Source organism: Clostridium porci (genome assembly GCF_009696375.1).
In the GTDB taxonomy this organism is placed as follows: domain Bacteria; phylum Bacillota; class Clostridia; order Lachnospirales; family Lachnospiraceae; genus Enterocloster; species Enterocloster porci.
In genome coordinates this window covers 112015-137150 of record NZ_VUMD01000012.1, presented here as the reverse complement: position 1 = coordinate 137150, position 25136 = coordinate 112015, and the positions used below count along the sequence as shown (strand labels likewise).

General features: G+C 42.5%; 24 protein-coding genes and 1 pseudogene. 2 read left to right on the top strand and 23 right to left on the bottom strand.

Going from position 1 to position 25136, the window contains the following annotated elements; translation table 11 throughout:
* Position 1: 1 nt before the first annotated feature.
* Genes FYJ39_RS13975 through FYJ39_RS13960 form a run of 4 tightly spaced genes read right to left on the bottom strand, consistent with a single transcriptional unit; the run spans position 2 to position 2832 of the window.
* Positions 2-1777, bottom strand: coding sequence for a GmrSD restriction endonuclease domain-containing protein (locus tag FYJ39_RS13975; RefSeq protein ID WP_328597554.1), 1776 nt, complete (start codon positions 1775-1777; stop codon positions 2-4).
* Between the two features lie 14 nt (positions 1778-1791).
* Positions 1792-1959: a hypothetical protein gene (locus FYJ39_RS13970; protein ID WP_154473075.1), complete on the bottom strand. Its 168-nt coding sequence runs from the start codon at positions 1957-1959 to the stop codon at positions 1792-1794.
* Between the two features lie 33 nt (positions 1960-1992).
* The gene (locus FYJ39_RS13965) at positions 1993-2388 is read right to left on the bottom strand and encodes a TIR domain-containing protein (protein ID WP_154473074.1); all 396 of its coding nucleotides are present in this window, start codon (positions 2386-2388) and stop codon (positions 1993-1995) included.
* 12 nt (positions 2389-2400) lie between these two features.
* Positions 2401-2832 carry a RipA family octameric membrane protein gene (locus FYJ39_RS13960; protein ID WP_154473073.1) on the bottom strand — a complete coding sequence of 144 codons (432 nt, stop codon included), beginning with the start codon at positions 2830-2832 and terminating at the stop codon, positions 2401-2403.
* Between the two features lie 44 nt (positions 2833-2876).
* Here FYJ39_RS13960 and FYJ39_RS13955 point away from each other — a divergent pair, with 44 nt between their 5' ends.
* Complete coding sequence (locus FYJ39_RS13955; RefSeq protein ID WP_207708704.1) at positions 2877-3440, top strand: restriction endonuclease subunit S; 564 nt, start codon at positions 2877-2879, stop codon at positions 3438-3440.
* Here the strand turns inward: FYJ39_RS13955 and FYJ39_RS13950 are convergent.
* From FYJ39_RS13950 to FYJ39_RS13940, 3 genes are all read right to left on the bottom strand, one after another.
* Positions 3437-3985 carry a restriction endonuclease subunit S gene (locus FYJ39_RS13950; RefSeq protein ID WP_154473072.1) on the bottom strand — a complete coding sequence of 183 codons (549 nt, stop codon included), beginning with the start codon at positions 3983-3985 and terminating at the stop codon, positions 3437-3439. The two genes, FYJ39_RS13955 and FYJ39_RS13950, sit on opposite strands and share 4 nt — an antisense overlap.
* 11 nt (positions 3986-3996) lie before the next feature.
* Positions 3997-4980, bottom strand: coding sequence for a site-specific tyrosine recombinase/integron integrase (gene xerA, locus FYJ39_RS13945; RefSeq protein ID WP_328597553.1), 984 nt, complete (start codon positions 4978-4980; stop codon positions 3997-3999).
* 105 nt (positions 4981-5085) lie between these two features.
* Positions 5086-5286 carry a hypothetical protein gene (locus FYJ39_RS13940; protein ID WP_154473071.1) on the bottom strand — a complete coding sequence of 67 codons (201 nt, stop codon included), beginning with the start codon at positions 5284-5286 and terminating at the stop codon, positions 5086-5088.
* 60 nt (positions 5287-5346) lie between these two features.
* Between FYJ39_RS13940 and FYJ39_RS20950 the strand changes: the two genes are divergently transcribed.
* Positions 5347-6048: a restriction endonuclease subunit S domain-containing protein gene (locus tag FYJ39_RS20950; RefSeq protein WP_195840440.1), complete on the top strand. Its 702-nt coding sequence runs from the start codon at positions 5347-5349 to the stop codon at positions 6046-6048.
* Here FYJ39_RS20950 and FYJ39_RS13930 read toward each other — a convergent pair.
* The 16 genes and pseudogenes from FYJ39_RS13930 to hprK form a co-directional block, all read right to left on the bottom strand.
* Positions 6045-6581, bottom strand: a complete 537-nt coding sequence (locus tag FYJ39_RS13930; protein ID WP_154473070.1) for a restriction endonuclease subunit S — start codon at positions 6579-6581, stop codon at positions 6045-6047. The two genes, FYJ39_RS20950 and FYJ39_RS13930, sit on opposite strands and share 4 nt — an antisense overlap.
* A complete protein-coding gene (locus FYJ39_RS13925) occupies positions 6574-8196 on the bottom strand; it encodes an N-6 DNA methylase (RefSeq protein WP_207708703.1) in 1623 nt (540 codons plus the stop codon). Before FYJ39_RS13925 ends, FYJ39_RS13930 begins: the two co-directional genes overlap by 8 nt.
* A gap of 11 nt (positions 8197-8207) precedes the next feature.
* Positions 8208-11393 carry a type I restriction endonuclease subunit R gene (locus FYJ39_RS13920; RefSeq protein ID WP_154473068.1) on the bottom strand — a complete coding sequence of 1062 codons (3186 nt, stop codon included), beginning with the start codon at positions 11391-11393 and terminating at the stop codon, positions 8208-8210.
* A gap of 17 nt (positions 11394-11410) precedes the next feature.
* The gene (locus tag FYJ39_RS13915) at positions 11411-11617 is read right to left on the bottom strand and encodes a helix-turn-helix domain-containing protein (protein WP_154473067.1); all 207 of its coding nucleotides are present in this window, start codon (positions 11615-11617) and stop codon (positions 11411-11413) included.
* 223 nt (positions 11618-11840) lie between these two features.
* A pseudogene (locus FYJ39_RS21690) lies at positions 11841-11960 on the bottom strand (CHAP domain-containing protein); the annotation flags it as partial.
* A gap of 339 nt (positions 11961-12299) precedes the next feature.
* A complete protein-coding gene (gene lysS, locus FYJ39_RS13905) occupies positions 12300-14246 on the bottom strand; it encodes a lysine--tRNA ligase (RefSeq protein ID WP_288215598.1) in 1947 nt (648 codons plus the stop codon).
* Between the two features lie 59 nt (positions 14247-14305).
* Positions 14306-14788, bottom strand: a complete 483-nt coding sequence (gene greA / locus FYJ39_RS13900) for a transcription elongation factor GreA (RefSeq protein WP_154473066.1) — start codon at positions 14786-14788, stop codon at positions 14306-14308.
* 114 nt (positions 14789-14902) lie between these two features.
* Positions 14903-15889 (bottom strand): tRNA dihydrouridine synthase DusB, encoded by a 987-nt coding sequence (gene dusB / locus FYJ39_RS13895; protein ID WP_154473065.1) that lies wholly within the window; start codon positions 15887-15889, stop codon positions 14903-14905.
* On the bottom strand, positions 15890-16237 hold the full coding sequence (locus tag FYJ39_RS13890; RefSeq protein ID WP_456236688.1) for a DUF6145 family protein: 348 nt from the start codon (positions 16235-16237) through the stop codon (positions 15890-15892).
* Between the two features lie 95 nt (positions 16238-16332).
* Positions 16333-17307: a 6-phosphofructokinase gene (pfkA, locus tag FYJ39_RS13885; protein ID WP_154473064.1), complete on the bottom strand. Its 975-nt coding sequence runs from the start codon at positions 17305-17307 to the stop codon at positions 16333-16335.
* 62 nt (positions 17308-17369) lie between these two features.
* On the bottom strand, positions 17370-20840 hold the full coding sequence (locus FYJ39_RS13880) for a DNA polymerase III subunit alpha (RefSeq protein ID WP_154473063.1): 3471 nt from the start codon (positions 20838-20840) through the stop codon (positions 17370-17372).
* Between the two features lie 137 nt (positions 20841-20977).
* Positions 20978-21232, bottom strand: coding sequence for an HPr family phosphocarrier protein (locus FYJ39_RS13875; RefSeq protein ID WP_154473062.1), 255 nt, complete (start codon positions 21230-21232; stop codon positions 20978-20980).
* 34 nt (positions 21233-21266) lie between these two features.
* On the bottom strand, positions 21267-22226 hold the full coding sequence (gene whiA / locus FYJ39_RS13870) for a DNA-binding protein WhiA (RefSeq protein ID WP_154473089.1): 960 nt from the start codon (positions 22224-22226) through the stop codon (positions 21267-21269).
* A gap of 11 nt (positions 22227-22237) precedes the next feature.
* Positions 22238-23107: an RNase adapter RapZ gene (gene rapZ, locus FYJ39_RS13865; RefSeq protein WP_154473061.1), complete on the bottom strand. Its 870-nt coding sequence runs from the start codon at positions 23105-23107 to the stop codon at positions 22238-22240.
* A gap of 33 nt (positions 23108-23140) precedes the next feature.
* Entirely contained in the window at positions 23141-24097 is a 957-nt protein-coding gene (gene murB / locus FYJ39_RS13860) for a UDP-N-acetylmuramate dehydrogenase (protein ID WP_407923845.1), read from the bottom strand.
* Positions 24098-24153: 56 nt separating this feature from the next.
* The gene (gene hprK / locus FYJ39_RS13855) at positions 24154-25086 is read right to left on the bottom strand and encodes an HPr(Ser) kinase/phosphatase (protein ID WP_154473060.1); all 933 of its coding nucleotides are present in this window, start codon (positions 25084-25086) and stop codon (positions 24154-24156) included.
* Between the last annotated feature and the right edge of the window lie 50 nt (positions 25087-25136).

Genomic DNA, 25136 nt, shown 5'->3' with positions numbered 1-25136 from the left:
TTTAGCCAAGTCTGCTTCCAAATAACCTAATGACATCTTCACTTTCTCTGCCGGAAATTGATTTACCGGTAGCCTTTTCGATAGAGTCCAAAAGCATTTTTGCTCTATGCACAATATGCATATCAAAATCATCTTTTCGACAACTATCCACATCAATCCAATGCGATTTCAGATATTCATCGAGTGCCGGCGTATTAACCTGACCTTTATTTTCAATCTTTTCCAAGTATTTACTCGGTGCAACACCACCTATTTCTCGGTTCGTTGAATAGGTTATTGGTGTTTTATTCACAATAGAGTTCCATTTCTCTCTTGGATAATTCTGCTTTTCGCAATAATCTCTTGGAAAGATATGATGTATATCAATGTTCTCTGCCTTATACACAGTGAAATCCATTTCTCGTCCGCTAATGAAATCTTTGCAATGATTTTTTAGTATCAAAGCCATTATTCCTTTATATGCAGCAGACTGTCTAGTTTGTAAAGTGATGAGCCGTGTTGGATTGAAGTATGCTTCCTGAACCGTTTTTGGAGCAGTTACTTCATTTTCTATCCATTCCATAATGCCTACAACATCATTAACATAGCGAGTTTCATTTGCACTTCCATACAGCTCGCCAAACACTCCGCACCAATACCATTGTTTAATTTTATTTTTTATATTCGTAACTTTAATTCTGTGGCCATCATTCAGCAACGTGCAAATAACTGCCAATGGAATTAGTTGAGTTGAATACGGCAAATCTCTACTCGAAAAGATACGTTCTTCCTGAAGCATTTTCTCTGCTTCAACAAATCCATTGGATAAAACATCCGCATATTTCTTATAATCGCTGAGAGATAAGTTTAGCACATCCTTCTTTTTACAACTTACAGTTCCTCCTTTTTTATAAGTTGACAACAAAGTGCAGGCAACAAGAAAATCTGTTGCTGTGATAATAGATAATAAATCACCAGCAAAGAATTTCTCCCGCCTATCCTCCCAATCTTTTCGCAGTTCAAAATCGTCCATTGCAAAAATTGCAGTTATAAGTTCAAATACGGTCAGTGATACACCGCCGGTGTTAACATTTTCAAACACCTGACATACAGCTTCCTTCGGTGTTTCTTTGCCGAGAAGAATGACGGGCATTTTATACTGCATTGTCTGCATAATAACTTTCGTATTGAACTCAGTAAATTCCTTAATTGCTTCCGGATTATAATTACAATACGCGTAATATTGATTTTGCCAATTTTGAACTTCCGTAAAATTCAAAATGATATTAAGTGGAAACATTTTCTTTTCAAACTCTTTTGTACGGTCGGACAAATCCAAATCTATATCTCGACCAAAGTTTGATGTTACAATTCTGTTTTCAGGAACAGAAAAGATAGCATCCTCTCTATCACCCGCAGGGTCAAGAGCCTTTTCGATATCAATATAATAATATCTGTATATTTCCTTACCTTTATCTGTACGGGTATGTACCGGAGCAGAATTAAACAGTGCGGAATAGATAGAAGTTAATCTTTGCTGTCCATCAAGGATAAGTTCGGATGGAGAATTCCCATTTGATGGCGCACCTTCAATTACTCTGTATTTGAAGCGAACACTCTCATTTCCATACTCCAAAAACATAGCTGCTCCTACCGGAAAGTTGTTTGTAATACTTGCTATAAGAGCCTGTATTCTATTATCTTCCCAAACCCAACCTCTCTGAAAATCCGGAAGCTGTGTCTTTCCTTCGTTTATAGCGAACATAAGTTCCGTAATAGGTTTATCGTTTGTTTGCACCGTATTTTACCTCCCTATTTAGCGTATTTCTTGAAATTTTCAGCCTGTTCAAGAACATCTTTATAAACATCATCAAGCATTATCGACTGCTCAACGCCCTCAAATTCTTCACTTTCAAAGTTCGTGTTCTTTTTTGGTGCTATATTCATGTTTTTCTTAATGTCGATATAATCGACAATCAAACCTTTGCCCTTTTCAGAACGCGATTTCAATGTTTAATATCCTCTGATTGCTTTTACAATAGAGTCGGTGTTCCACTTAACAATTTGGCTTGCAGCCCTTTTAACAACCAACGATATTCTTTCAGAAGCCCACGGCTCAATGGCAATAATTTTCTTTCCCATCTCTTGTGCAAGTTGAATTTCAATATTTATCCATTTGCTATAACTTGAATACACACCCGCAAGAATTAAAATGCAACTTGCGTGCTGCATTTGATTTCGGATAGCTGCTCTTAATTGATAATCGTAAGGTGCATTATGTATAGGGTCATCTTTGGGCACTGAATAATTCTTATAGTTAAAATATGGTTTTGAATCAAGTAATCTAACCAAATCATTATATGCATTAGAATAATTCCAAGAGTGACTGATAAATAAGTTGTAAGTCATATAATCTCCTCCTTAACAAAATTTAATAATGGCAATAGTAATAACAGCAACTATATATAAAATGATAAACATTATCGGAAGTGTTTTTTCCAATTTAGTACCATCTGTATATTTTTTATTATTTTTCAGTTTTTCCCACTCATCATTAAATGGTTGTACTGGTAAATTCTTTTCAATACTATTTATTACATGAAACTTTTCAGTGTTGAGCAACTTGTAATTTCTAATAAACAACAACCAAATAACACAAACAACAATTCCTGCGATAAGGATAAACAAGGATTTTATATTCCAAGTTATTGAAACCGCTGCAATAATTGCTACATTCAATGTGACAAAGATATTATTCATAGTATCTCTACGTTGGCTAATGGAATTTGCCATTTCTACACAAGTTTGCCACTGTGCTAATATTATTTCTATCTTATCTTCTGCATTTTTCACTAAAACACCCCTTTGGATTTACATTAAACGATAATTTATCGTCGATGGCTTATGATATTTATATGCACACTTTTTTCTCCAAAAAGCCAAACGGCAAACTGAAAGATGTCCTCATTGAAGCAGAAAAATCATCTATTCAAGTTGGAGAAGCAAAAATTTCAAATGGAGATTTTCCGTTTTTCACAAGCGGAGCAGCCATTTTGAAATGGAAAGAGCCGTTTGTTGATGGTCGCTACTGTTTCCTTAATACTGGTGGTAATGCTGATGTCAAATTCTATGTTGGACAAGCAGCTTATTCAACAGATACTTGGTGTATTTCTGCCCAAAAGGAATTGTCGGACTATTTGTATCTTCTTCTGCTCTCAATTCAGCCTGAGCTTGACCAAAAATTCTTTCAAGGAACGGGATTAAAACATCTGCAAAAGCCTTTGCTGAAGGATAGACCAATATATATTCCTGTTGAAACGGAAATTGAAGCATTTAATCAGCAAGTAATGCCGCTGTTTGACACTATTTCAGCTAATTTTAAGGAAAATCAGCAACTTATTGCTCTAAGAGATTGGCTTCTTCCAATGCTTATGAACGGTCAAGCCACCATTGAGGACTAAGCCGCTAAATTATCGTTTATCGAAAGATTAGCACTTATTTTTCCATCAATAGTCATTAGTAATTTGGCTATTTTCTCTTGTGAAAATAAATCGGGAATTTCAACCTCAACATCATATATTCTTTCCGGAGAAGTATGCTTGACTTTTGTGCCTGATGCACTTCTTTCTAATTGCTCCCTAACACTTTTTGTCATAAAAAGATAATATGCAAATAGTTTGTTGAGCTGTGTTTCATCACAAGTGATGAGTCCTATTCGCTGATTATGCAAATATTTATTATCTTCAGGAACTAAAGCTGTACTCCCCAAAAGGCCTTCCGCTTGCTGAGTCATTGCCACTACTAAATCACCTTTATGGCATAAGTATTCTTCCGGATATTTGTCTGTATAATATCTTTCTTTTCCGTTATTAGGCTTAAATCCGCCTTTTTCGTAAAAGTTGCCCGGAGTTAATAAACTTTGTTCTCCGCTTTCTGCAAAGTATTCTCCCTTAAATGACCAACCGTGTTTAACTGATAGAGTTTCTCCGAGTTTAACCTTACGCATATTTTTCTCCTTTATCCTATAAATTTTCTATGCGCCATTTTTACATTACTCTGTTTTACCATTGCGTATTGCAAGGTCGTGTCTATCTTTTTATGCCCCAAAAGCTGTTGAAGTTGCTCAATGGGCATTCCCTTATCTATTGCCATAGTTGCAAGTGTACGCCTGAACTTGTGCGGGTGTACCTTTTGCAATCCTAATCTTTTTCCAAACTCACGAAGCCGAACTTCGACGCCGCCGATTTTCAACCTTTCGTGTGGCGATTTCAGCGATACAAACAGCGCCGGATTATCGTCCGTTCTGCTATCCAAGTAATTCTGCAAATGTATCTTTGTCCGAGCGTCAAAATAGACCACTCGCTCCTTGCTGCCTTTACCGAACACGATACATTCTCTCTCATTAAAGTCTATATCGTTCTTATTCAGCAATACCATTTCTCCGACACGCATACCTGTCGAAGCAAGCATATCAATCATCCCCAAATCTCGAAGTTCCGTGCAGTTATCCCTCATAAGCTCCAATGCTTCATCGGAATAAGTTTCCTTAATGTTTGTACCTGTCTTTACTTTATGTATCCTCCTGACCGGACTTTTCAAAATATAATCTTCGTCATCCAGCCAAGAGAAGAAACTTGATAAAATACGGCGAATATTGTCGATTGTTACCTTGCTCGATTTTTTCTTTTCCTGATACGCCGTTAAGTATCCTCTGATGTCATCAGTTACAATGTGCTTAACATCTTTTTGAAGGTCACAAAGCATTGTTTCAATAGTTGCTTTATAATATTTAAGAGATTTCTCGGAACAGCCCTCTATACGCTTTGCCGATAGGAACAGCTCTACAAAATTCTGCTCCGAGTTATTCTCTTTATTTTGATTTTCCGTTACCTCATACTCTGCAAGAACATAAGTCAAAACTTCTTGCAACTTTTCACTTTGTGCATTGTTCAAGTATGGTAACATTCCCTGAACAACATCTTTGATTAAATCTTGTTTCACAGTCTATTCTCCTTTGAATTTATCTTAGAGAACGACTTGCAACGGCAGTCCCTTTGCTTCCTCCGCCGTTGGTAGAGGGTATATATTTATCATTGCAAGCAAAAATCACTTGACCAAATCAAAAATACTGAATGAAGTCTTTTTGTAAACTTTGTTATATGCCGCTTTCTTAGGATTTTTAATCCAGCCGACACCTTTCTTTCCGTAGCCGGGAATAACCGCTTTTTTTACAGCTCTTTTTGCCCTTCCGGTTGTTCTTGCCTTGATAGATTTCTTAAGGCTTGGCGTTCTCATTCCGAATTTCATAAATTCTCCCTTCTTCTAAACAGTGCTATTGTAAACGATAATTTAGAGCAGCAACTCAGGGTGTTATATGATTATTGGTTTACTCAATTTGACTTCCCCGACAAAAACGGCAGACCTTATCGTTCATCAGGCGGTAAAATGGTGTGGAATGATATTCTAAAGCGTAACATTCCCAATGATTGGAAAGTCCAATCAGTTATATCAAACTGTCTTTCTTCCGTTATTAAGCCGGGAGTAGAAATGTTTGATACGAAAACATATTTGGCAACGGCTGATGTTAAAGGTACTTCAATTTCAACTGGAACGATTATCGACTATGAAGGCAGAGAAAGTCGTGCCAATATGCAGCCAAGTGTAAACTCAGTATGGTTCGCCAAGATGAAGAATAGTATCAAACATCTTTACCTCAACAAAGAAATGCAATCTGTTATATCAAGTTCTATTCTTTCAACAGGATTTTGTGGATTACAATGTGAGGAAAATAGTTTTGAGTATATTGCTTCATATATCGCTAACCCATACTTTGAAGTCCACAAAGATATGCTTGCTCATGGAGCTACTCAGGAAGCTGTTAATAATGATGACTTAGCAGGTGTGCATATTATCATTCCCGACGCAAACATATTACAGGCTTATCACGAAGTAACACAACTTATATATTCACAAATCAGTAAAAATATTTGTGAAAATCAAGAACTTGTTAAACTCCGTGACTGGCTTCTTCCAATGCTTATGAACGGTCAAGCCACCATTGAGGACTAAGCCGCTAAATTATCGTTTATTTGATTATTATTACGTATTTTTTCATCTATCAGGAGAAAAAAATTTGCTTGTTTTTCATAATCATCGGGTATTTCAATTTCTATATCTTTTAACAAATCCGTTGTTATATATGATTGAATGGAACCTCCCGCAACATTTTCTATTTTCACTTTCAATTCACTTAACCATAAGTAATATGAAATATATAGCGATTTTTGCTTATTTTTACATCTAATCCTAATGCAATTTGTGCCTTGAAAACAACCGTCGTATTTACTATCAACATATGTATGTCTTTCTATTGTTCCTGCTCGTCCAAATAAAATATCGCCTTCTTTTAGAATATATCTAGGCAGTCTTGCACAAACAGACTCAGGCACAAAATCAAGAGAATCTTCGACTATCACTCCGTTGCCTATATTTTTAGAATTTAACATAGGTATTCCTTCAGAAACATACTCGTCTTTATGAAGTTGTGTGCCAAATGGTCCAGATTGTATCTCTGATATATCTCCTAATTTATATCTACTCATATTTTACCTTCTTTAACTGTTCCATAATTTCTATTTTCAGTTTATCACCCTCTGTGAAATACTCCTGCAATTTCTCTGCATAAGCACTCATACGAGCAATAAACTCGTCCTGCGATAACTCGACATATTCAATTTTGACATCGAAATACTGCCCTGCGGAAAGAGAATATTTTTTCTCTTTGATTTCATCATAAGTAACCGCAACTGAGAAATCATCTACGACTTCTTTATTCAAAAATGTATCAACAATTTTATCAATTTCAAAGTCACGAAGTCTGCGTTTCTGATTGTTACCTTCTTTGTATTCTTCGCCGAGCTTGGAGGCGTCAATCAGAACGACCTTATCTGTCTGCTTTGAATTATCAAAGAACAGCACCGACACATTCGTTCCGGTATTAGCAAATACATTTGAAGGCATACTGATACAGCCGTAAACGATATGTTCATCTACAATGTGCTGTAAAATCTTCTTTTCCACACCGGTTTTTGATGTTACAAATCCGGTCGGCACAACGATTGCCCCTTTACCTTTTTGCTTCAAAGAATTAAGCACGTGCTGAATGAAAAGTGTGTATATCGCCATACTTTCTTTTTTCTTTGCAGGTACTTTCGGCACTCCAGCCCAAAATCTCGCAGGCATTGCCGCAATCTTTTCTCTCGTATCCGAGAAGTCCATTTTGAACGGAGGATTGGATACCACATAATCGAATTGTCTAAGTCCCTGTCCACTATCTGATTTATGATAAGGAGATACCAATGTATCACCTTGAATAGCGTGGTCAAGAGAAGATACCAAGCCGTTCAAAATCAAATTCAATTTCAGCATTTTGTTACTTCGCTGAGATATATCCTGTGCAAAAATGGTACACTTATCTTCGCCGATTTGATGTCCCAACGCCATCAAGAGAGTTCCTGTTCCGGCGGAAGGGTCGTAACACTCTATACTATGTAAATCGCTGTCATTACCCACAAGCAGACGAGCCATAATCGTGGCAATGGAATGAGGAGTATAATACTCTGCATATTTACCGCCGCCGGCAGTATTGTAATCCTTAATCAAATACTCAAAAATCGTTGCAAAGAAGTCATAATGCTCTACAAACGCTTCTTCAAAAGAAAAGTTTACCAACTTATCAACCAACGCTCTTGCAAACGGCGCTCTTGCCGCATCATCAGTTACATATTGCGTCAGTTTTTCAAACAAAGGAATTTTAGTGTTTTGTGTCGTCTGCGTCGAGAATATATCCATATTCTTATCGGCAATATCCGTCATTGTGCTATCAAATATCAAATCAAAATCACCTTTTGCTTGCTGATTCCAAAGATTAGCAATAAGATGTTCCGGATATAATCGAGGAACTTCAGGGGATAGTCCATCAAAAATATCAAAAACATCTTCTTCCGACATTTCAGCATATACAAGCTCCCATTTTTCTGCGTCCCGAAGTTTAGCACTTAGTTTTTTTACTTCATATCCGAACTTATCATTCAGGAATTTGTAAAGGAACACTTGGGTAATAATCTTATACTCGTTACCGTCATTTCCCATTCCGTATGTCTGACAAGTTGCTTTTAGAGAGTCAATTAAAGCTACTGTTTTTTCTTTTATATTCATCAGGTTCTCCTTTAGGCGACATTGTATGTTTCGTTATACTGGTTAAGGTATTGTTTTGTAATTCGACTTTGAATGAATTTTCTATCCTCTCGGACATTTGCAATTCCTAATTTGTCCATACCTTCTTTTATCTGCGTCATCACCGTTTGTTCAAAATATGCGTCTTTCTTTAAGATGTCATTCTTATCATAAACTTTTTGGTCTATATCTGACTTGATAGACAAAAGCACCTTCATAATAGAAACATCAAAGTCCGACACAAGAGGTTGTCTGTTCTCTGTTTTACGGATTGCATTTTCTTCACGAATACGCTTGTGTACTCGTGCAAATTTTGCGTCACCGTTATATTTTCTGAGAAGCACCACGTTCTTTTTCTGTAATTCATTGAGTTTTTTGATGATTTCATCTAACTCTTTGCCCTGTTCCTCAATTTCCGTAATGCTCTTAGGCGTAAATCCGTGTTCCTTAAAACGCTGCATAAATGCTTCCTGAAGCGTGATATACTCAGGGTCGTCAGGGTCGATATTTTCTGTAAATGCTCTGACTGTTCTCCTGTATTTCTCCGTTACAGCGTCTTTACCGCCAACCAGTTTCAATTCTTCTTCGCTAATCTTACTGAAATTGAATGTAATATCTTCCATTGCCTCATTCACAAGAAGTTTTGTAGCATCATCACTTGCGAACATCTCTTTTTGATTGATGTTGTCTATGTGGTGCTGAACTTCGGAAATAAGCATAGGCAATTTGGTTAACTCCATTTTAGCGAAAGTTTCTTTCAGCGCTTCATCACCAAATGTCCTGACAAGATTACAGCAATCACGAGCCGCCACAAGGACTTTCTTTAATCTCAACAACTCCTGCTTATCCTCAATCGTCGAAATCTCCGAGCTGAAAATCTCGGCATTATCGGTGGAGTAATTGAAAAGAACTTGCTGCACTTCCTGCATTTGCGAAATAAGAGTTTCCGGGTCTTCGATAACCTGCTTAAATGTATCGGTCTCATTGCCTTTTCCCACTTCATTCGGGTCATTAAACCTATTCAACTCTTGCAGATATGCTGCATTTGTTTCATCGAAATTCTTTTTAATATCTGCAAAGTCGATAACAAATCCATATTTATTATCTTTATATGGTCTATTAACTCTTGTAATTGCCTGCAAGAGATTATGGTCTTTCAGCTTACGGCCAAAATACAAACGTTTAAGCCTTGGTGCGTCAAATCCGGTCAACAGCATATTGAAAACTATCAGAATATCAACCGTCATATTTTTCTTGAAATTGTTTACAATGCTATCTCTTGTTTCTTTATCATCGCTATCGTAAAGAATAAGACCGGCTTTCAAATGTGTTTTGGTGGAAGCCTCTTTGTTTAACTCATTTTGGATTTCGTCAAAGTAAGAAAATAGTTTTCTTGCTTGTTCGCTTGTTTCGCAAATCACCATACCGCCGAGCGTATTATCTCCTTGAATTTGTCTAAATTTCTTCAGGTCTGTAATAATATATCTCAGCAGTTCTTTCACATAATTATCGTGTTCCACTATCTGATTTTTTTTGACATCTTTTTTCTCAACTAATGTTTCCAACTTCTCATAAATCTCAGACAGTTTTTCTTTATATTGCGTTTCAATATCCTCACGGATAATCTTCAGCGTATATCCGTCAAGGATTGACTTATCATAATAATAAGTGTGCAGGTAATTTCCGAATATTCTCCAAGACTCCCTTTCCTCTTTCAAAAGGGGAGTCCCGGTCAACGCAATCTTGATGGCATTCTTGTCGGCATCAAGTAAATTTGCCAAGAATGAACCTTCCGGCTTATAACCTCGATGAGCTTCATCAATGATAAACACTCGTTGCAGATTAGTTGCGTATTCAGGCAAATTGATTTTCTCTTTATCCTCAGCAAATCTCTGAATATTAACAACCGTAATCTCCGGCTTTCCGCTATGTCCTTCAAGTGCTTGATTATTTCTGAATTGTTCCATTAACTCAGCACGAGAGTTTGCAGTCTTAACCTCTAAGCCACGAGCTTCAAATTCATCAGAAGCCTGACGGAGCAAGTCAAGTCTGTCTACGATAAAATAGAACTTTGCCACCTTGTTATGCTGGCTGAAATAATCCGAAAGCACATAGGTCAAGTTATAGGAAAGGGCTGTTTTACCACTGCCTTGCGTATGCCAAATAACCCCCGAAGTAATTCCTTCGTCAATCTTTTGTCTTACGGTCATAGCAGCGAACATCTGCTGATAACGCATAATATGCTTTTGGTCTGTTGACTCAATCTTACCGTCAACTTCCTTTTCCAACCGAACGTAGGTAATTCCGTATTTCAAAATAAATAAAATTCTTTCCGGACTACACATTGAGGTAATAATTCTATTTGTTGGAGTGTTAAAGTTCAAATTGGTTTGATATTCCGGAGAAGTATGAATGACCTGACAGTTGAAATCCGATAATATCCTTTTTTCAACTTCCGGCTCAATCTCTAAATACGGAAATTCCGCATTATATGGAGCGACATCTAAATTAGCCGGGTTTTCTTCTCTAAAACAGTTAAACGGAGCAGAATCACGAGCCGCAGTACAATAAAACGCACCCTGAATAGGCACAATTCCTCCCATTGTGTCATACTCCATATTATTAGAAAAAATCATAAACTGCGTTATGTTGATAAATCTTCTAAATTTCTTGTTCGGAAAACGCTGATTATTCATTCTCTTACTCTCTGCAACCATACCGCCGTGATTATTAGGCTTTTTCACCTCGATAAAAACCAGCGGAAGTCCATTGATAAACAGCGTTATATCCGGTCTGAATTCATCTTGGTCACGCTTGCAGGTAAATTCTGCGGTAAAATGATATGTATTATTTTTCAGGTTTTCAAAGTCAACAAGACGAACCGGAGATACAGTCGTTAAGCGATTATAAAACCTTCTCCCCAAATCATCGTTATCGAGTTCCTGTCTAATACCTCTCAATACCTGTTCAGCTTCTCCTTCGTGTTCAGGGTTCAATTTTGCAAATTGCTTCTTAAACACATCAATAAGAATATTGGTATCCGGGTCATAGACAGTGCCGGCTAAATCTTCCGTAATTTTTCCGATATACTTATAGCCAAGCCTTGTAAGATGAACAAGTGCAGGCATTTGAACACGAGTTGCCTCATTAAACATATTTCGTTTTCTACCTTCTGCCATTTTGAAACCTCCACAAATCATTCATCTAATATGACTTCGCATATATCTCCGATGTCACAATGGAACACTTTGCATATCCGCATTAGAATATCAAGAGAAATAGGCTCGTTCTTGTTTATCTTTGTCGCCGCATATGTGGTAATCTCAGCGGCTCTCATTAAATCTGCTCTTTTCATTTGATTATCTATCATCAACTTTTGAAGTTTGTTATAACTTATTCTCATATGCAACGCTCCCTTTGCTTTTTAAGCTGAATTTTACAGTTACACTTTCTCATATAACATTATATATGATAAATGTTGAATTTTCAATAAATAGAGTAAACTTTATCCTACTGAAAAGCCAAGGTGTCGTTTATAATTAACACCTTATACCATTTCTGTTCAAATCGGGAAAGATATTCCCCTCAAATGTACCCGATGGCCGCTCCAACAAGCAGCCATCTTTTTAATATGCCGGAATACCATATCCATAAATAACAGAACTTCCAACAGAACACGTTCTTGTTCTGCAAGCATCTCCGGAGTTTCCCTCTACGGTATACACAGTTCCGTTTTCACATTTCTTGTTTTTTATCAATAGGATTTATTTCAATACATTCCATTTCTAATTTACCTCTATCAAATTCGTATTATATTTCTCTTTCTAAAAATGGACAGTCCCATAGGGAACTGCCCATTCATTCTGCTAATTATGTGATTTTTTCGCTCTGCACCGAATGCTACATTAAATGATGTAAGTTTGATGTAAATCGCTGTTTTTTCTGAAATTCATCAAATGAAGCACATCCCGTTTTGCCGGGTAAAACGGTACATCCTTACATCACGTCGACTGCCGTAGACCTGTCTTTTTCTCCTTATGCCGGTGTTCTCAAGCGCACACCGCCGCAAGGCTCATTTTCTCATCTTAGTAGAGCTTCGCACCTGCCGGAATATGGTTATCAACCATTAAAAGATTGAGTCCTTCACGACCATCTTCCTCGTGTACGGCTGAAATCAGCATACCCTCGGAGTCAATGCCCATCATCTTTCTCGGCGGAAGATTTACGATAGCGATTGCTGTCTTTCCAACAAGTTCTTCCGGCTCGTAATACTCCTGAATACCGCTTAAAATCATACGATCTTTGCGTTCGCCGTCATCTAATGTAAACTTAAGAAGCTTCTTAGACTTCGGTACTGCTTCGCAAGCCAAAATCTTAACTGCTCTGAAATCAGACTTCGCAAATGTATCGAAATCAACCATTTCTTCAAAGATTGGCTCAATCTTCACATTGGAGAAATCAATCTTTTCCGGTGCTTCTTCCACACTTTTTTCAGGTGCTTCGGAAGCTGATTTTTTTACATCATTTTTCTTATTTACACCATCCAGGGACTTCATCGTCGGGAACAACAGCACGTCCCGAATCGCATAAGAATCTGTAAGCAGCATCACAAATCTGTCAATACCAATACCAATACCGCCCGTAGGAGGCATACCAATCATAAGGGCATTCAGGAAATCCTCATCTGTATGATTCGCTTCCTCATCTCCTGCAGCAGCCAGCATCTCCTGCGCCTCAAAGCGGGCTCTCTGATCGATTGGATCGTTTAACTCTGAGTAAGCGTTTGCCATTTCGCGACAGGTGATAAACAGCTCAAAGCGCTCCGTATAATCCGGATTCTCCGGCTTTCTCTTAGTCAGAGGAGATATCTCTACCGGGTGATCGATAATAAAGGTAGGCTGTACCAGATTCTCCTCTACAAACTCCTCAAAGAGCAGGCTCAGAATATCGCCCTTCTTATGGTGTGCCTCATACTGAACCTCATATTGATCAGCTAAAGCCTTGGCCTCCTCATCAGTCTTTATCTTTGTAAAATCAATTCCCTTATATTTCTTCAAAGCCTCTACCATTGATATACGCTCAAAAGGCTTCTCCAGATCAATCTTCACTCCATTATAAGAAATGACAGCCGTTCCCAGAACCTTTTTAGCCACCTGGCGGAACAGATTTTCAACTAAGTCCATCATGCCATGATAATCTGTAAATGCCTGATATAGCTCCAGAAGCGTAAACTCTGGATTATGTCTTGTATCCACACCCTCATTGCGGAATACACGGCCAATCTCATAAACTCTCTCTAATCCGCCTACAATCAGCCTTTTCAGGTACAGCTCGAGAGAAATACGCAGCTTTACATCCTCATCTAACGCATTGTAATGGGTCTCGAAAGGCCTGGCTGCAGCGCCTCCCGCATTGGATACCAGCATGGGGGTTTCTACCTCCATGAATCCCTGAGCATCCAGATGATTTCTGATTTCACGAATAATCTGAGAGCGTTTGATAAATGTATCTCTTACCTCAGGATTCATAATCAGATCCACATATCGCTGCCTGTAACGGATATCTGTATCAGTCAAGCCGTGGAACTTCTCAGGAAGAACCTGAAGACTCTTTGTAAGCAGAGTCACCTCGTCTGCATGAATGGAAATCTCTCCAGTCTTGGTCGTAAATGCCTTTCCTTTGATCCCGACGATATCGCCGATATCCATTTTTTTAAATTCCTTGTAGGGCTCCTCCCCAATGCTGTCTCTGGCCACATATACCTGAATATTGCCCTTCAGATCCTGAATATTGCAGAAGGAAGCCTTGCCCATCACACGCTTAAACATCATACGGCCGGCAACGGCTGCATCCTTTCCTTCCCACTGCTCATAATTCTCCTTAATATCCAGGCTATGAGCAGTTACATCATATTTTGTAATCTGAAAGGGATCTTTCCCGGCCTCCTGAAGCTCTGCCAGCTTATCCCGGCGTGCCTTCAGCACATGATTTATATCCTGTTCCGCTTGATTTTGCCGCTTTTGCTCTCCCACGTTTCGCACTCCTTTGCGTTTCTCTTTACCTCTTCAGCGTTAAATGATACCGTCTCAATCTATGACACTCTCTGAATCTCCAGCACTTTATACTGAATATTGCCTGCCTGTGTCTCTACATCTACACTGTCGCCTACTACGCGTCCCATTAGGGCGCGTCCTACCGGAGACTCGTTGGAAATTTTATTCTGAAGGCTATTGGCCTCTGTAGACCCTACAATATAGAATTCCATTTCTTCATTATACTCCACATCCAGAAGCTTTACCTTACATCCAATGTTAATCTTATCCAGATCGATCTCGTCCTCGACCACGACCTCCGCATTTTTAAGAAGCTTCTCCAGCTCCTCAATGCGAAGCTCTATATCTCTCTGCTCATCCTTAGCGGCGTCGTACTCAGCATTCTCTGACAGATCCCCCTGCTCTCTTGCTTCCTTGATCTTTTGCGCAACCTCTTTCCTCTTTACAACCTTCAGATTTTGCAGCTCATCCTCATACTGCTTCAGACCGGCATAGGTTAAAATATGTTTCTTATCTGCCATCTTACCCGTTTCCTTCCTTCTATCCTGTTAAATTATACTGCTTTTTTTCAATCCTCACGCATTCAGTGTATTATATAAGAAAATATGCCCCTTGTCAAGAACGGTTTCCCAATTTTAAAGGGCTTTCTTAGAACCCGCTTCTCTGATTCTTTCCTCTATCAAAGCAGCCAGTCCCTCAAATGTCTCCACCTGGTTAATTGCGTTTCTCAATGCGGCAGAGCCAGGCATTCCCTTGGTATACCAAGCCATATGCCCCCGCATTTCCCTCATGGCTGTCAGCTCTCCTTTGTACTCCGCCAGCATCTTCCCGTGGCGCAGTATCATGTCCCTGATTTCTTCCATCCCCGGATTGGGCATCACCTCCCCTGTCTCCAGGTAACGGTTAATCCTTTTAAAAATCCAAGGATTCCCCTTGGCTCCTCTGGCAACCATTACGCCGTCGCATCCCGTCTCCTCTATCATACGTCCGGCATCCTCCGGTGTGAAAATATCCCCGTTCCCTATAACAGGAATCTTCACTGCTGCCTTCACCTGGCGGATAATATTCCAGTCCGCTTTCCCGGAGTAATACTGCTCTCTGGTTCTTCCATGGACAGCCACCATAGATACACCGCAGCTCTCTGCCATTTTCGCGAACTCCACCGCATTGACACAGTCCTCGTTAAAGCCCTTGCGGAACTTTACCGTTACCGGCTTTTTCACTGCCCTTACCATAGCGGAAAGTATTTTTTCTGCTAATTTAGGATTTCTCATGAGGGAAGATCCTTCGCCGTTGTTTACTATCTTAGGCACGGGACAGCCCATATTCACATCAATGCAAGCATAAGGCCCCTCCTCAAGCCTAACTGCTATCTCCGCCATAATCTCCGGATCAGAGCCGAACAGCTGAACAGACACCGGCCCCTCTTGGGAATCTACAGCCAGCAGTTCGTTTGTATTTTTATTATGATAGAGAATTGCCTTTGCGCTTACCATCTCTGTCACTGCCATCCCGCAGCCCTGTTCCCTGCAGAGCAAACGAAATGGCAGGTCCGTCACTCCTGCCATGGGTCCAAGAATTACACGATTGTCAAGAGCAGTATTTCCGATTCTAAGTTTCATCTATTCCATATCCCCTATCCCTATATCCTCTCCCAGGAAAAAGGTCCGGTAATAAAGCTCCAAAGCCTCCAAAAGCTCCCGCTTCTCCTCCTGGTACTGCTTAATCTTCAGAACGCTTCCAATCTCATCAAAGAGGTAGTCCTCTTCCGGAGCCGTCACCTTAAATTCCAACTGTCCATCCTCCCCAAACTCCATGGTCAGGATTCCTCCCACATCCTCAGTATAAAGAACGCACATAATATGAAGTTCATCCTTTATTGTCTGGGGAAGGGAATCAAACTCCTGATTAAAGTAGTACTTCTGTTCATAGGAATTGGCTCCGCAAAGCACCTTGGTATCCATCATCATATCTCTCCGCAAAAGTCCGCTGCCTGGAGGATGATCCTTTTAGGCGGCGGACTTCTCTCTATCTATTATACAATCCAAGCTTGATTTTATACCTATTACCGAACCAGCATTTTTGCAATCTCATACTGATCCTCAGGAATATCCTTCTTCATATTCAAGGCCTCCTGAATATCATAATCCACAAATTCACCGTGCTTATAGGCCACCAGACGGTTGCTCCTTCCATCTGCCAAAAGCTCCGCTGCAATCGCTCCCATAATGGAGGCGTACACTCTGTCCTTGCAGGTAGGCGTACCGCCTCTTTGCATATGGCCCAGAATGGTTGCTCTTGTCTCTATACCAGTGGCTGCCTCAATTCTCTTTGCCATGGAGCTGGAATGTCCGATTCCCTCCGCGTTTATGATAATATTATGCTTCTTGCCCCGCTTGCGGTTATCAATGATCCGATTAATGAGGGCCTGCTCATCTCCGTCATACCGCTCCGGCAGAAGAATATCCTCCGCTCCGTTGGCAATACCGCACCACAAAGCGATATAGCCGGCATTGCGTCCCATAACTTCCACGATGCTGCATCGCTCGTGTGAGGTGGATGTATCTCTGATTTTGTCTATTGCCTCCATAGCTGTATTCACAGCCGTGTCAAAGCCGATGGTGTAATCCGTACAGGCAATATCCAGATCGATGGTTCCGGGAAGTCCAATGGTGTTAATTCCCAGAGCAGACAGCTTCCCTGCTCCGCAGAAGGAACCGTCGCCTCCGATTACCACTATGCCGTCAATTCCGTGCTTGCGGCATATATCGGCGCCCTTCTGCTGCCCTTGTAGCGTAGTAAATTCCTTGCATCTGGCTGTATAGAGAATCGTTCCTCCACGGTTAATAATCTCAGAAACGCTGGTGGTTTCCATATCTACGATCTCTTCCTCCAAAAGGCCTGCGTATCCGCGCATGATTCCCTTTACCTTAAGTCCCTTATTGATTGCGACACGCACAACAGAACGGATGGCCGCGTTCATTCCCGGCGCATCGCCGCCGCTTGTGAGTACTCCAATGGTTTTCACTGCCTTTGCCATAGCAATTTACCTCGCTCTCTTTCTCTCGTTATTATGCACAACGCTATTCTAATGCATTTCACTCAGGTTTTCAACCCTTTTTCTACCAGTTTGACATTTTTTTCACCAAGCAATACTACCAGCTCACTTATAAGAGCTTTGGAAGCATTTACACACCAGGCTGGAGGAAGTGACTTTTTGGCCCGTTCTTTCTGAAGGTAAATGATCACCTGATCCCTGCCCTCACTGGTCTTTAAGGCAGCTATGAGCCGCTGCTCCCCGGCCTGATAGCTTTCCTTGTCAGGATACTGAATCCACAGCTCCTTTGGTATGCTGTCAAAGGGGATTATCCTTTCTCCTACCAGCTTTCCTACCGGCTCATCTCCCAATGAGACTCTCCCCTGCACGAAAAGCTTTGCGTCCTCTGTCAAAAGTTCCCGGTTGGCCTCATAAATCTTCGGGAAGAGCAGTACCTCTACAGAACCTACTAAATCCTCCAGCTGGATAAAGGCCATCATCTGGTTGCTGCGGGTGGTCTTTACCGTTTTTCCTGCTATCATTCCTCCAATAGTCACCCGATCGCCGTCCTTCACATCTGCTTTTTCCGTCTCCTCATCCACCACAAATTCTGCTGAGGTAGCCGTTATATTCTTCCTCCAGCTTTCCTCATAGTCCTCCAGAGGATGACCACTGATATAGACGCCCAGTATCTCCTTTTCAAAGGCCAGAAGCTCATCCTTTGAGTATTCCCCTACATCAGGAAATGTAATTTGATATTCCTCTCTCTCTTCCTCTCCTGCTATATCAAAGAGACTCATCTGCCCTTCCACCATCGTTTTATAGTTTTTTGCCCTTGCCTCCAGCATAAGAGGCCCCACAGCCATTTTCTGCTTTCTGGTTCCCGGCAGGGTGTCCAGAGCGCCTGATTTGATAAAGCTCTCCAGCGTCCGCTTATTCACTTCCTTCATAGTCATCCGCTTCACAAAATCCTCCATGGAGCGGAAAGGGCCGTTCCGATGCCGCTCTCCAAGGATCTCATCTATAACCGGCTTTCCCACACTCTTAATGGCGGAAAGTCCGTAACGGATAGCATTTCCAGATACAGAAAAGCCGCTCTCTCCCTCGTTGATGTCAGGAGGCAGAACCGTAATATTCATCATCCGGCGGCAGGTCAGAATGTACTCGGAAAACTTCCGCACATTTTCCATGACAGAGGTCATAAGCGCTGCCATAAACTCTAAAGGATAGTAGTATTTTAAATAGGCCGTCTGATAAGAAACCACCGCATAGGCAGCCGCATGAGACTTATTAAAGGCATATTTTGCAAAATCGATCATCTCGTCATAGATATGATTTGCCATCTTCTCATCAATGCCATTGTTCACACAGCCTATAACCCCTTCCTCTGTATTTCCATAAACGAAGTTTTTCCGTTCCTTCTCCATCACCTCTGTTTTCTTCTTGCTCATGGCCCGGCGCACCAGATCGCTTCTGCCCATGGTATAGCCGGCCAAATCACGGACGATCTGCATCACCTGCTCCTGGTAGACGATACAGCCGTAGGTGGGGCTTAAGATATGCTCCAGCTGCGGGCAATCATAGGTTATAGCCACCTTATCATTCTTACCCTTCAGATATTTGGGTATAAAGTCCATAGGGCCGGGACGGTACAGGGAAATGCCTGCGATAATATCCTCCAGGTTTTCAGGCTTAAGCTCCTTCATGAAGCTCTTCATTCCCGCGCTTTCCAGCTGGAACACTCCCTCTGTCCTTCCGGTTCCAATCGAGTCCAGCACCTTCCTGTCATTAAAATCAATCTGGTCTATGTCAATAGAAATACCAAAATCCTTTTCCACAAGCCGTACCGCATTCTGAATGACCGTCAGGGTTCTAAGCCCGAGAAAGTCCATTTTTAAAAGCCCTAATTCCTCAATGGTTGTCATGGTAAACTGGGTCGTGATGGTTCCGTCCGCATTTTTGGAAAGGGGAACGAATTCGTCAATGGAACGGCTGCCGATCACCACACCTGCCGCATGAATGGAGGCATGCCTTGGCAGTCCCTCCAGACGCCTTGACAGATCAATCAAATCTTTTACCTGCTCATCCTCATGATAGGCCTTTTTCAAATCCGGATTCAGCATAAGAGCCTTGTCCAGGGTCATATTCAGTTCAGCCGGAATCATCTTCGCTATGGTATCGCAGAGGGCGTAGGGAAGATCCAGCACCCTCCCCACATCCCGGACTACGCCTCTTGCGGCCAAAGTACCAAAGGTGATAATCTGCACCACCTGATCCTTGCCGTATTTTTCCACTACGTAGTCAATCACCTCCTGGCGGCGCTCATAGCAGAAATCAATGTCAATATCCGGCATAGACACACGTTCTGGATTCAAAAACCGCTCAAACAGAAGATTGTAGCGCATGGGATCGATATTGGTAATTCCCAGTGTATAGGATACCACGCTTCCGGCAGCAGATCCCCTCCCTGGTCCTACGATTATATCCTTAGATCGGGCATAATTGATAAAATCCCACACAATCAGGAAGTAGTCCACATAGCCCATGTTTTTGATAACATCCAGCTCATATTCAAGACGCTTCAGTAAGGTTCCATCGTCCTCTGGATAACGGGTTTTAAATCCCGCTCTGCACAGGTGGTTTAAGTAGCTCCAGGAATCAAAGCCTGCAGGCACTGCATATTTAGGAAGCTTTGTAACTCCAAACTCGATCTCCACGTTGCAGCGCTCTGCTATTTTATGGGTATTTTCGACGGCCTGGGGCGCATAGGGAAAAAGAGCGCGCATCTCTTCTTCAGATTTGCAGTAATACTGGCCTCCCTCATAGCGCATCCTGTCTGTATCTGCCACTTTTTTACCAGTCTGAATACACAGGAGGACGTCATGTGGCTTCTCATCCTCCGCAAAGGTATAGTGAATATCGTTGGTAACTACCAGCTCCAGGCCTGTTTCCCGGCTCATGCGCATCAGCTCCTGATTCACTTGTCTTTGGGCCGGCAATCCGTGATCCTGAAGCTCCAGAAAAAAATTCTCCCTTCCGAAGATATCCACGTACCGCTTTGCAGCTCGAACCGCCTCCTCATACATATTTCTGCTGAGATACCGCTGCACCTCTCCCGCCAGGCAGGCGCTTAAAGCAATAATCCCCTCATGATACCGGGCAAGGATCTCATAATCCACTCTGGGTTTATAATAGAAGCCGTCTACAAAGCCTCTGGATACGATCTTCATCAAATTCTGGTAGCCCTGGTTGTTCTCAGCCAGAAGAACCAAATGGTAATATCTTCCCTCCCCATTTACACTTTCACGGTCAAACCGGGAACCAGGGGCCACGTAGACCTCGCAGCCTAAGATAGGCTTAATACCCACCGCCTTCGCAGCTTTATAAAAGTCTATCACACCATACATTACACCATGATCCGTTATGGCCATGCTGTCCATTCCCAGCTCCCGGGCCCGGGCCGTAAGCTCCCCGATCTTAGAGGAGCCGTCCAAAAGACTGTATTCCGTATGGACGTGTAAATGTGTAAATGCCATTGGTTCATTCTCCTTTTTTCATCTGCTTTCTATGTATATACAAACATTAGTCTATCACAAATCTGAATAAAAGAAAAGAACCAGACACATATCTGTCTGGCTCTTATGCTCATCTATCATCCCGATATAAAGGATGCTCATTGAGCCCCAAGAAGCTTCTCAATCTCAGAAACTGCTTTTTCCTCATCTTCTCCCTCTGCTTCCACCGTAATAGCATCTCCGGCTGCAAGTCCAAGGGTCATCATTCCCATAATACTCTTTGCATTCACACGCTTTGATTCCCTCTCCAGATAGATACTGCTGGCATACTGGCTTGCAACCTGTACAAGCATAGCTGCCGGTCTTGCCTCCAAACCCGATAACAATCCAACTGTCACTGACTTCTTAACCATAATTATCCTCCTCATTCCAACCAAACACTCTGAGCTATCTGTCCGGGCGCTGTCCGCGCAGTTCTTCTGCTATAAGCCCCAGCTTCCTTAAACGATGGTTTACGCCTGATTTGCCCACCGGCGGTTCCAAAGCTTCCCCCAGCTCCTTAAGGCTGGCCTCTGGCCGTTCCAGACGTATGAGGGCCATTTCCCGAAGGCCGTCAGGCAGCCCGTCAAAACCAACTGTATCCCTGATAAAGCGAATGTCTTCAATCTGTTTTACAGCAGCAGACACCGTTTTATTTATGTTCGCAGTCTCACAATTCACCTGCCGGTTAACACTGTTGCTTATCTCCTTCAAAATACGGATATTTTCAAGCTCCATAAGAGCTACCGGCGCTTCCATCACATTAAGGATGTCCACAATCTGGCTTCCCTCCTTGATATAAACCACATAATACCTCTTCCGAAGCACTATCTTAGCTTCAATATCAAAGGAAGCAATTATATTCCTCAGCTGCTTTGCCTTAGCCATGGAAGGGCAGACAATCTCAAAGTGGTAAAACTTCTCCGGATCGCTGATAGAACCTGCTGCCAGAAATGTGCCGCGGATAAAGGCCCTTTTACAGCAGGTGTTCTGAACAACCACATTGCTGCCGAGGGAAAGATTCTCCCGAATCTCCCCCTGGTCGTCTATGAGCTTGGCTGCCTGCAGCACCTTAAGTGCATCCTTATGTTCCCCGACTGCTGCGATATAGGTTCTGTTCCGCTTCAGACAAGCTCCTCTGCGGATCAGGACGTCATTACATATATTAAATGTTTTTTTTAATAATGTAAAGTACTTTCTCGCAACTGCCACATTTTCCGTATGAATTTCTATGGAAAAATCATCTAAAGCCGATATTTTCACCCGTCCGCAAAGGCTTAAAATTGCAGCAATCTCCGCAATCTGGCAATGCCTGGCAGCAGGAAGCTGCCTTGAAAGCTCCTCTTTTACTCTGGAAGAAAATGACATTTCATTCACCGCTACTTCCTTTTGTTATCCTTATCAACATCCCTGTGCTCTATCTTAAGTCCATATTTCTCAGACCCCTGCAGGTGGCTGCAAAGAGCTTTTGCCACTGTCACAGAACGGTGCTTTCCTCCGGTACAGCCGATGGCGACCACCAGCTGATTCTTGCCCTCCTTGATGTAATTGGGCAGGAGAAAATCGATCATATCGTAAAGTCTGGACAGAAACTGGGCGGCTGTCCCTCCCTTCATCACAAACCTCCTCACTGCCTCATCCTCTCCTGTGAGAAGGCGTAGCTCCTCTACATAGTAAGGATTAGGCAGAAACCGCACGTCGAAGACCAGATCCGCATCCTCCGGTATCCCGTACTTAAAGCCAAAGGACAAAATAGTTACAAACATATTGTTATAATCCTGATCCTCCAGAAATATCTTCTCCAGCTCCACCTTCAGCTCTCTGGTCAAGAGCTGGCTGGTATCAATGATATAATCTGCGTCCCGCTTCAAAAACTCCAGCTTGGCCCTTTCCTTCTCAATTCCCTTATCCAGCCTGCCAGCGGCAGCTAAGGGATGGCTGCGCCGTGTTTCTTTAAATCGCTTAATCAGTATGGCGTCGCTGGCATCCAGAAACAAAACATAGAATTCCAGCTCCTGTTTCCTCCATCTACTTAAAATGGCGTCCAGGCAGCTTAAATCCTCGCCGCTGCGTATATCCATTCCAATGGCTGCCTGTTTAATCTCACTGCCCCCGCAGACCAGCTGGACAAATTTATCTACCAGGGTTATAGGCAGATTATCTACACAGTAAAATCCAAGATCCTCCAGCATTTTCAGCGCCACTGTCTTTCCCGCTCCTGACATTCCAGTTACAATTACAAGCTTCATTTGTCCACCTCAGTTAGATATCCTACTGTTTTTTCAGAGAGTATTTGAAAAATCGCCCCAGCGCTTTACCTCCATCTCCAGCTCCACGCCAGCGGCAGCCTTCACCTTCTCCTGGATATGTCTGCAAAGGTTCAGCACATCCGTAGCCGTAGCTCCACCCCTGTTGATTACAAAGCCGCAGTGCTTCTCCGACACCTGGGCTCCCCCCATTTTATATCCCCGAAGCCCTGCATCCTCTATCAGCTTCCCGGCAAAATATCCATAAGGGCGCTTAAAGGTACTGCCTGCGCTGGGATATTCCAAGGGCTGCTTCTGCCTGCGGCGTACCGCCAGATCCTTTATACGGCTCTCAATCTCGCTCTGCTTCCCCGGCTTCAGCTGAAAAACAGCCTCCAGTGCCACGCAGCCTGCTTCTGGTATCATACTGGTACGGTATCCCATCCTCAGATCCTCTGCCTTTAAGCTGAGAATCTCCCCCTGGGGCGTCATCAACCTGGCAGACTCCAGCACTTCCTTAATCTCAGAGCCGTAGGCTCCTGCGTTCATCACCAGAGCGCCTCCTACCGTACCGGGAATCCCTGCGGCAAATTCCATTCCCTCTAGGGATGCGTCTAATGCCAAATGCGCGGCCCTGCTTAAAAGCAAACCGGCTCCCGCTGTCAGCCTGCTGCCCTGAACCCGCCCATAATTCCAGCCCTGCTCCATAGCAATGACAACACCCTCCACTCCCTTATCACTGACCAGAAGATTGCTGCCATTTCCCAGTATACTCCAGGGAACGTTATATTCCCTGCACAGACGAATGACCGCTGACAGTTCCTTTTCATTTGATGGACCTGCGAAAAACTCGGCCGGCCCTCCGATACGGAAGGTGGTGTGCCTGCTCATGGGCTCCATGGTCATAAGCACTGATTCCTCAGAGACAAGCGCCTCTTTTAGCATACGCTCCAAATTCAACATACATTCCTCACTAACCATTGATTTGCGCAAAATAATTCCGGCCTGCTCCTCATGTTTTTATTGGCCCAAGCCCGCAAACGAGCAGGCTAATCCTGGCTGGCCTTTCCGATATTGGCCTGCACTCGGTTGTACAGCTCCTGAGCCGCATTGTAGCCCATTTTCTTCTGGCGGTAATTGACAGCGGCGGACTCAACGATAATCGCCAGATTACGGCCGGGACGAATGGGAATGGTATGGCATACTACCTGATTGCCCAAAAATTCCGTATACTGATCTTCCAGACCCAACCGATCATACTCCTTATCCCTATTCCAGTCCTCCAGCTTGATCACCATATCAATGGACTGAGTCTCCTTGACGCTCTCCACACCAAAAAGAGTCTTAACATCCACGATTCCGATTCCGCGCAGCTCAATAAAATGCTTTGTAATATCAGGCGCATTTCCAATCAGGGTGTCGTCACTTACCTTCCGTATCTCAACCACATCATCCGTTACAAGACGGTGTCCTCGTTTAATCAGTTCCAGAGCTGCCTCGCTCTTGCCAATGCCGCTCTCACCCATAATCAGCACTCCCTCGCCAAATACATCAATCAAAACGCCGTGAATGCTGATGCAGGGAGCCAGCTTAACATTCAGCCAGCGGATCACCTCCGCCATCAGGGAGGAAGTAGTCTTGTGGGATACCAAACAGGGAACCCCATAGTAATTGCAATACTCCAGAATGTCCTCATCCGGCTCCTGCCCCCGGCTGAACACAAGGCAGGGAATCTGGCTGGAGGTCAGCTTATCATACATCTGGCGCTTATGCTCCCTCTCCATAGTATTAATATATGCCTGCTCCACGTATCCAATGATCTGAACACGCTCTCTGTCAAAATGATCAAAAAAACCAGTAAGTTGCAAAGCCGGACGGTTCACATCCGGGTGAGTCAGCACGATCTTATCGGTGTCAATATCCGGAGTGGTGTTTATAAGCTTCATTTTTTCAATTAATTCCGATATAGTTACTCCATGCATGATTGTTACCCCCTTAAAGCAGTTTCTTCCTTACAGCCTGTCGCTTCTAT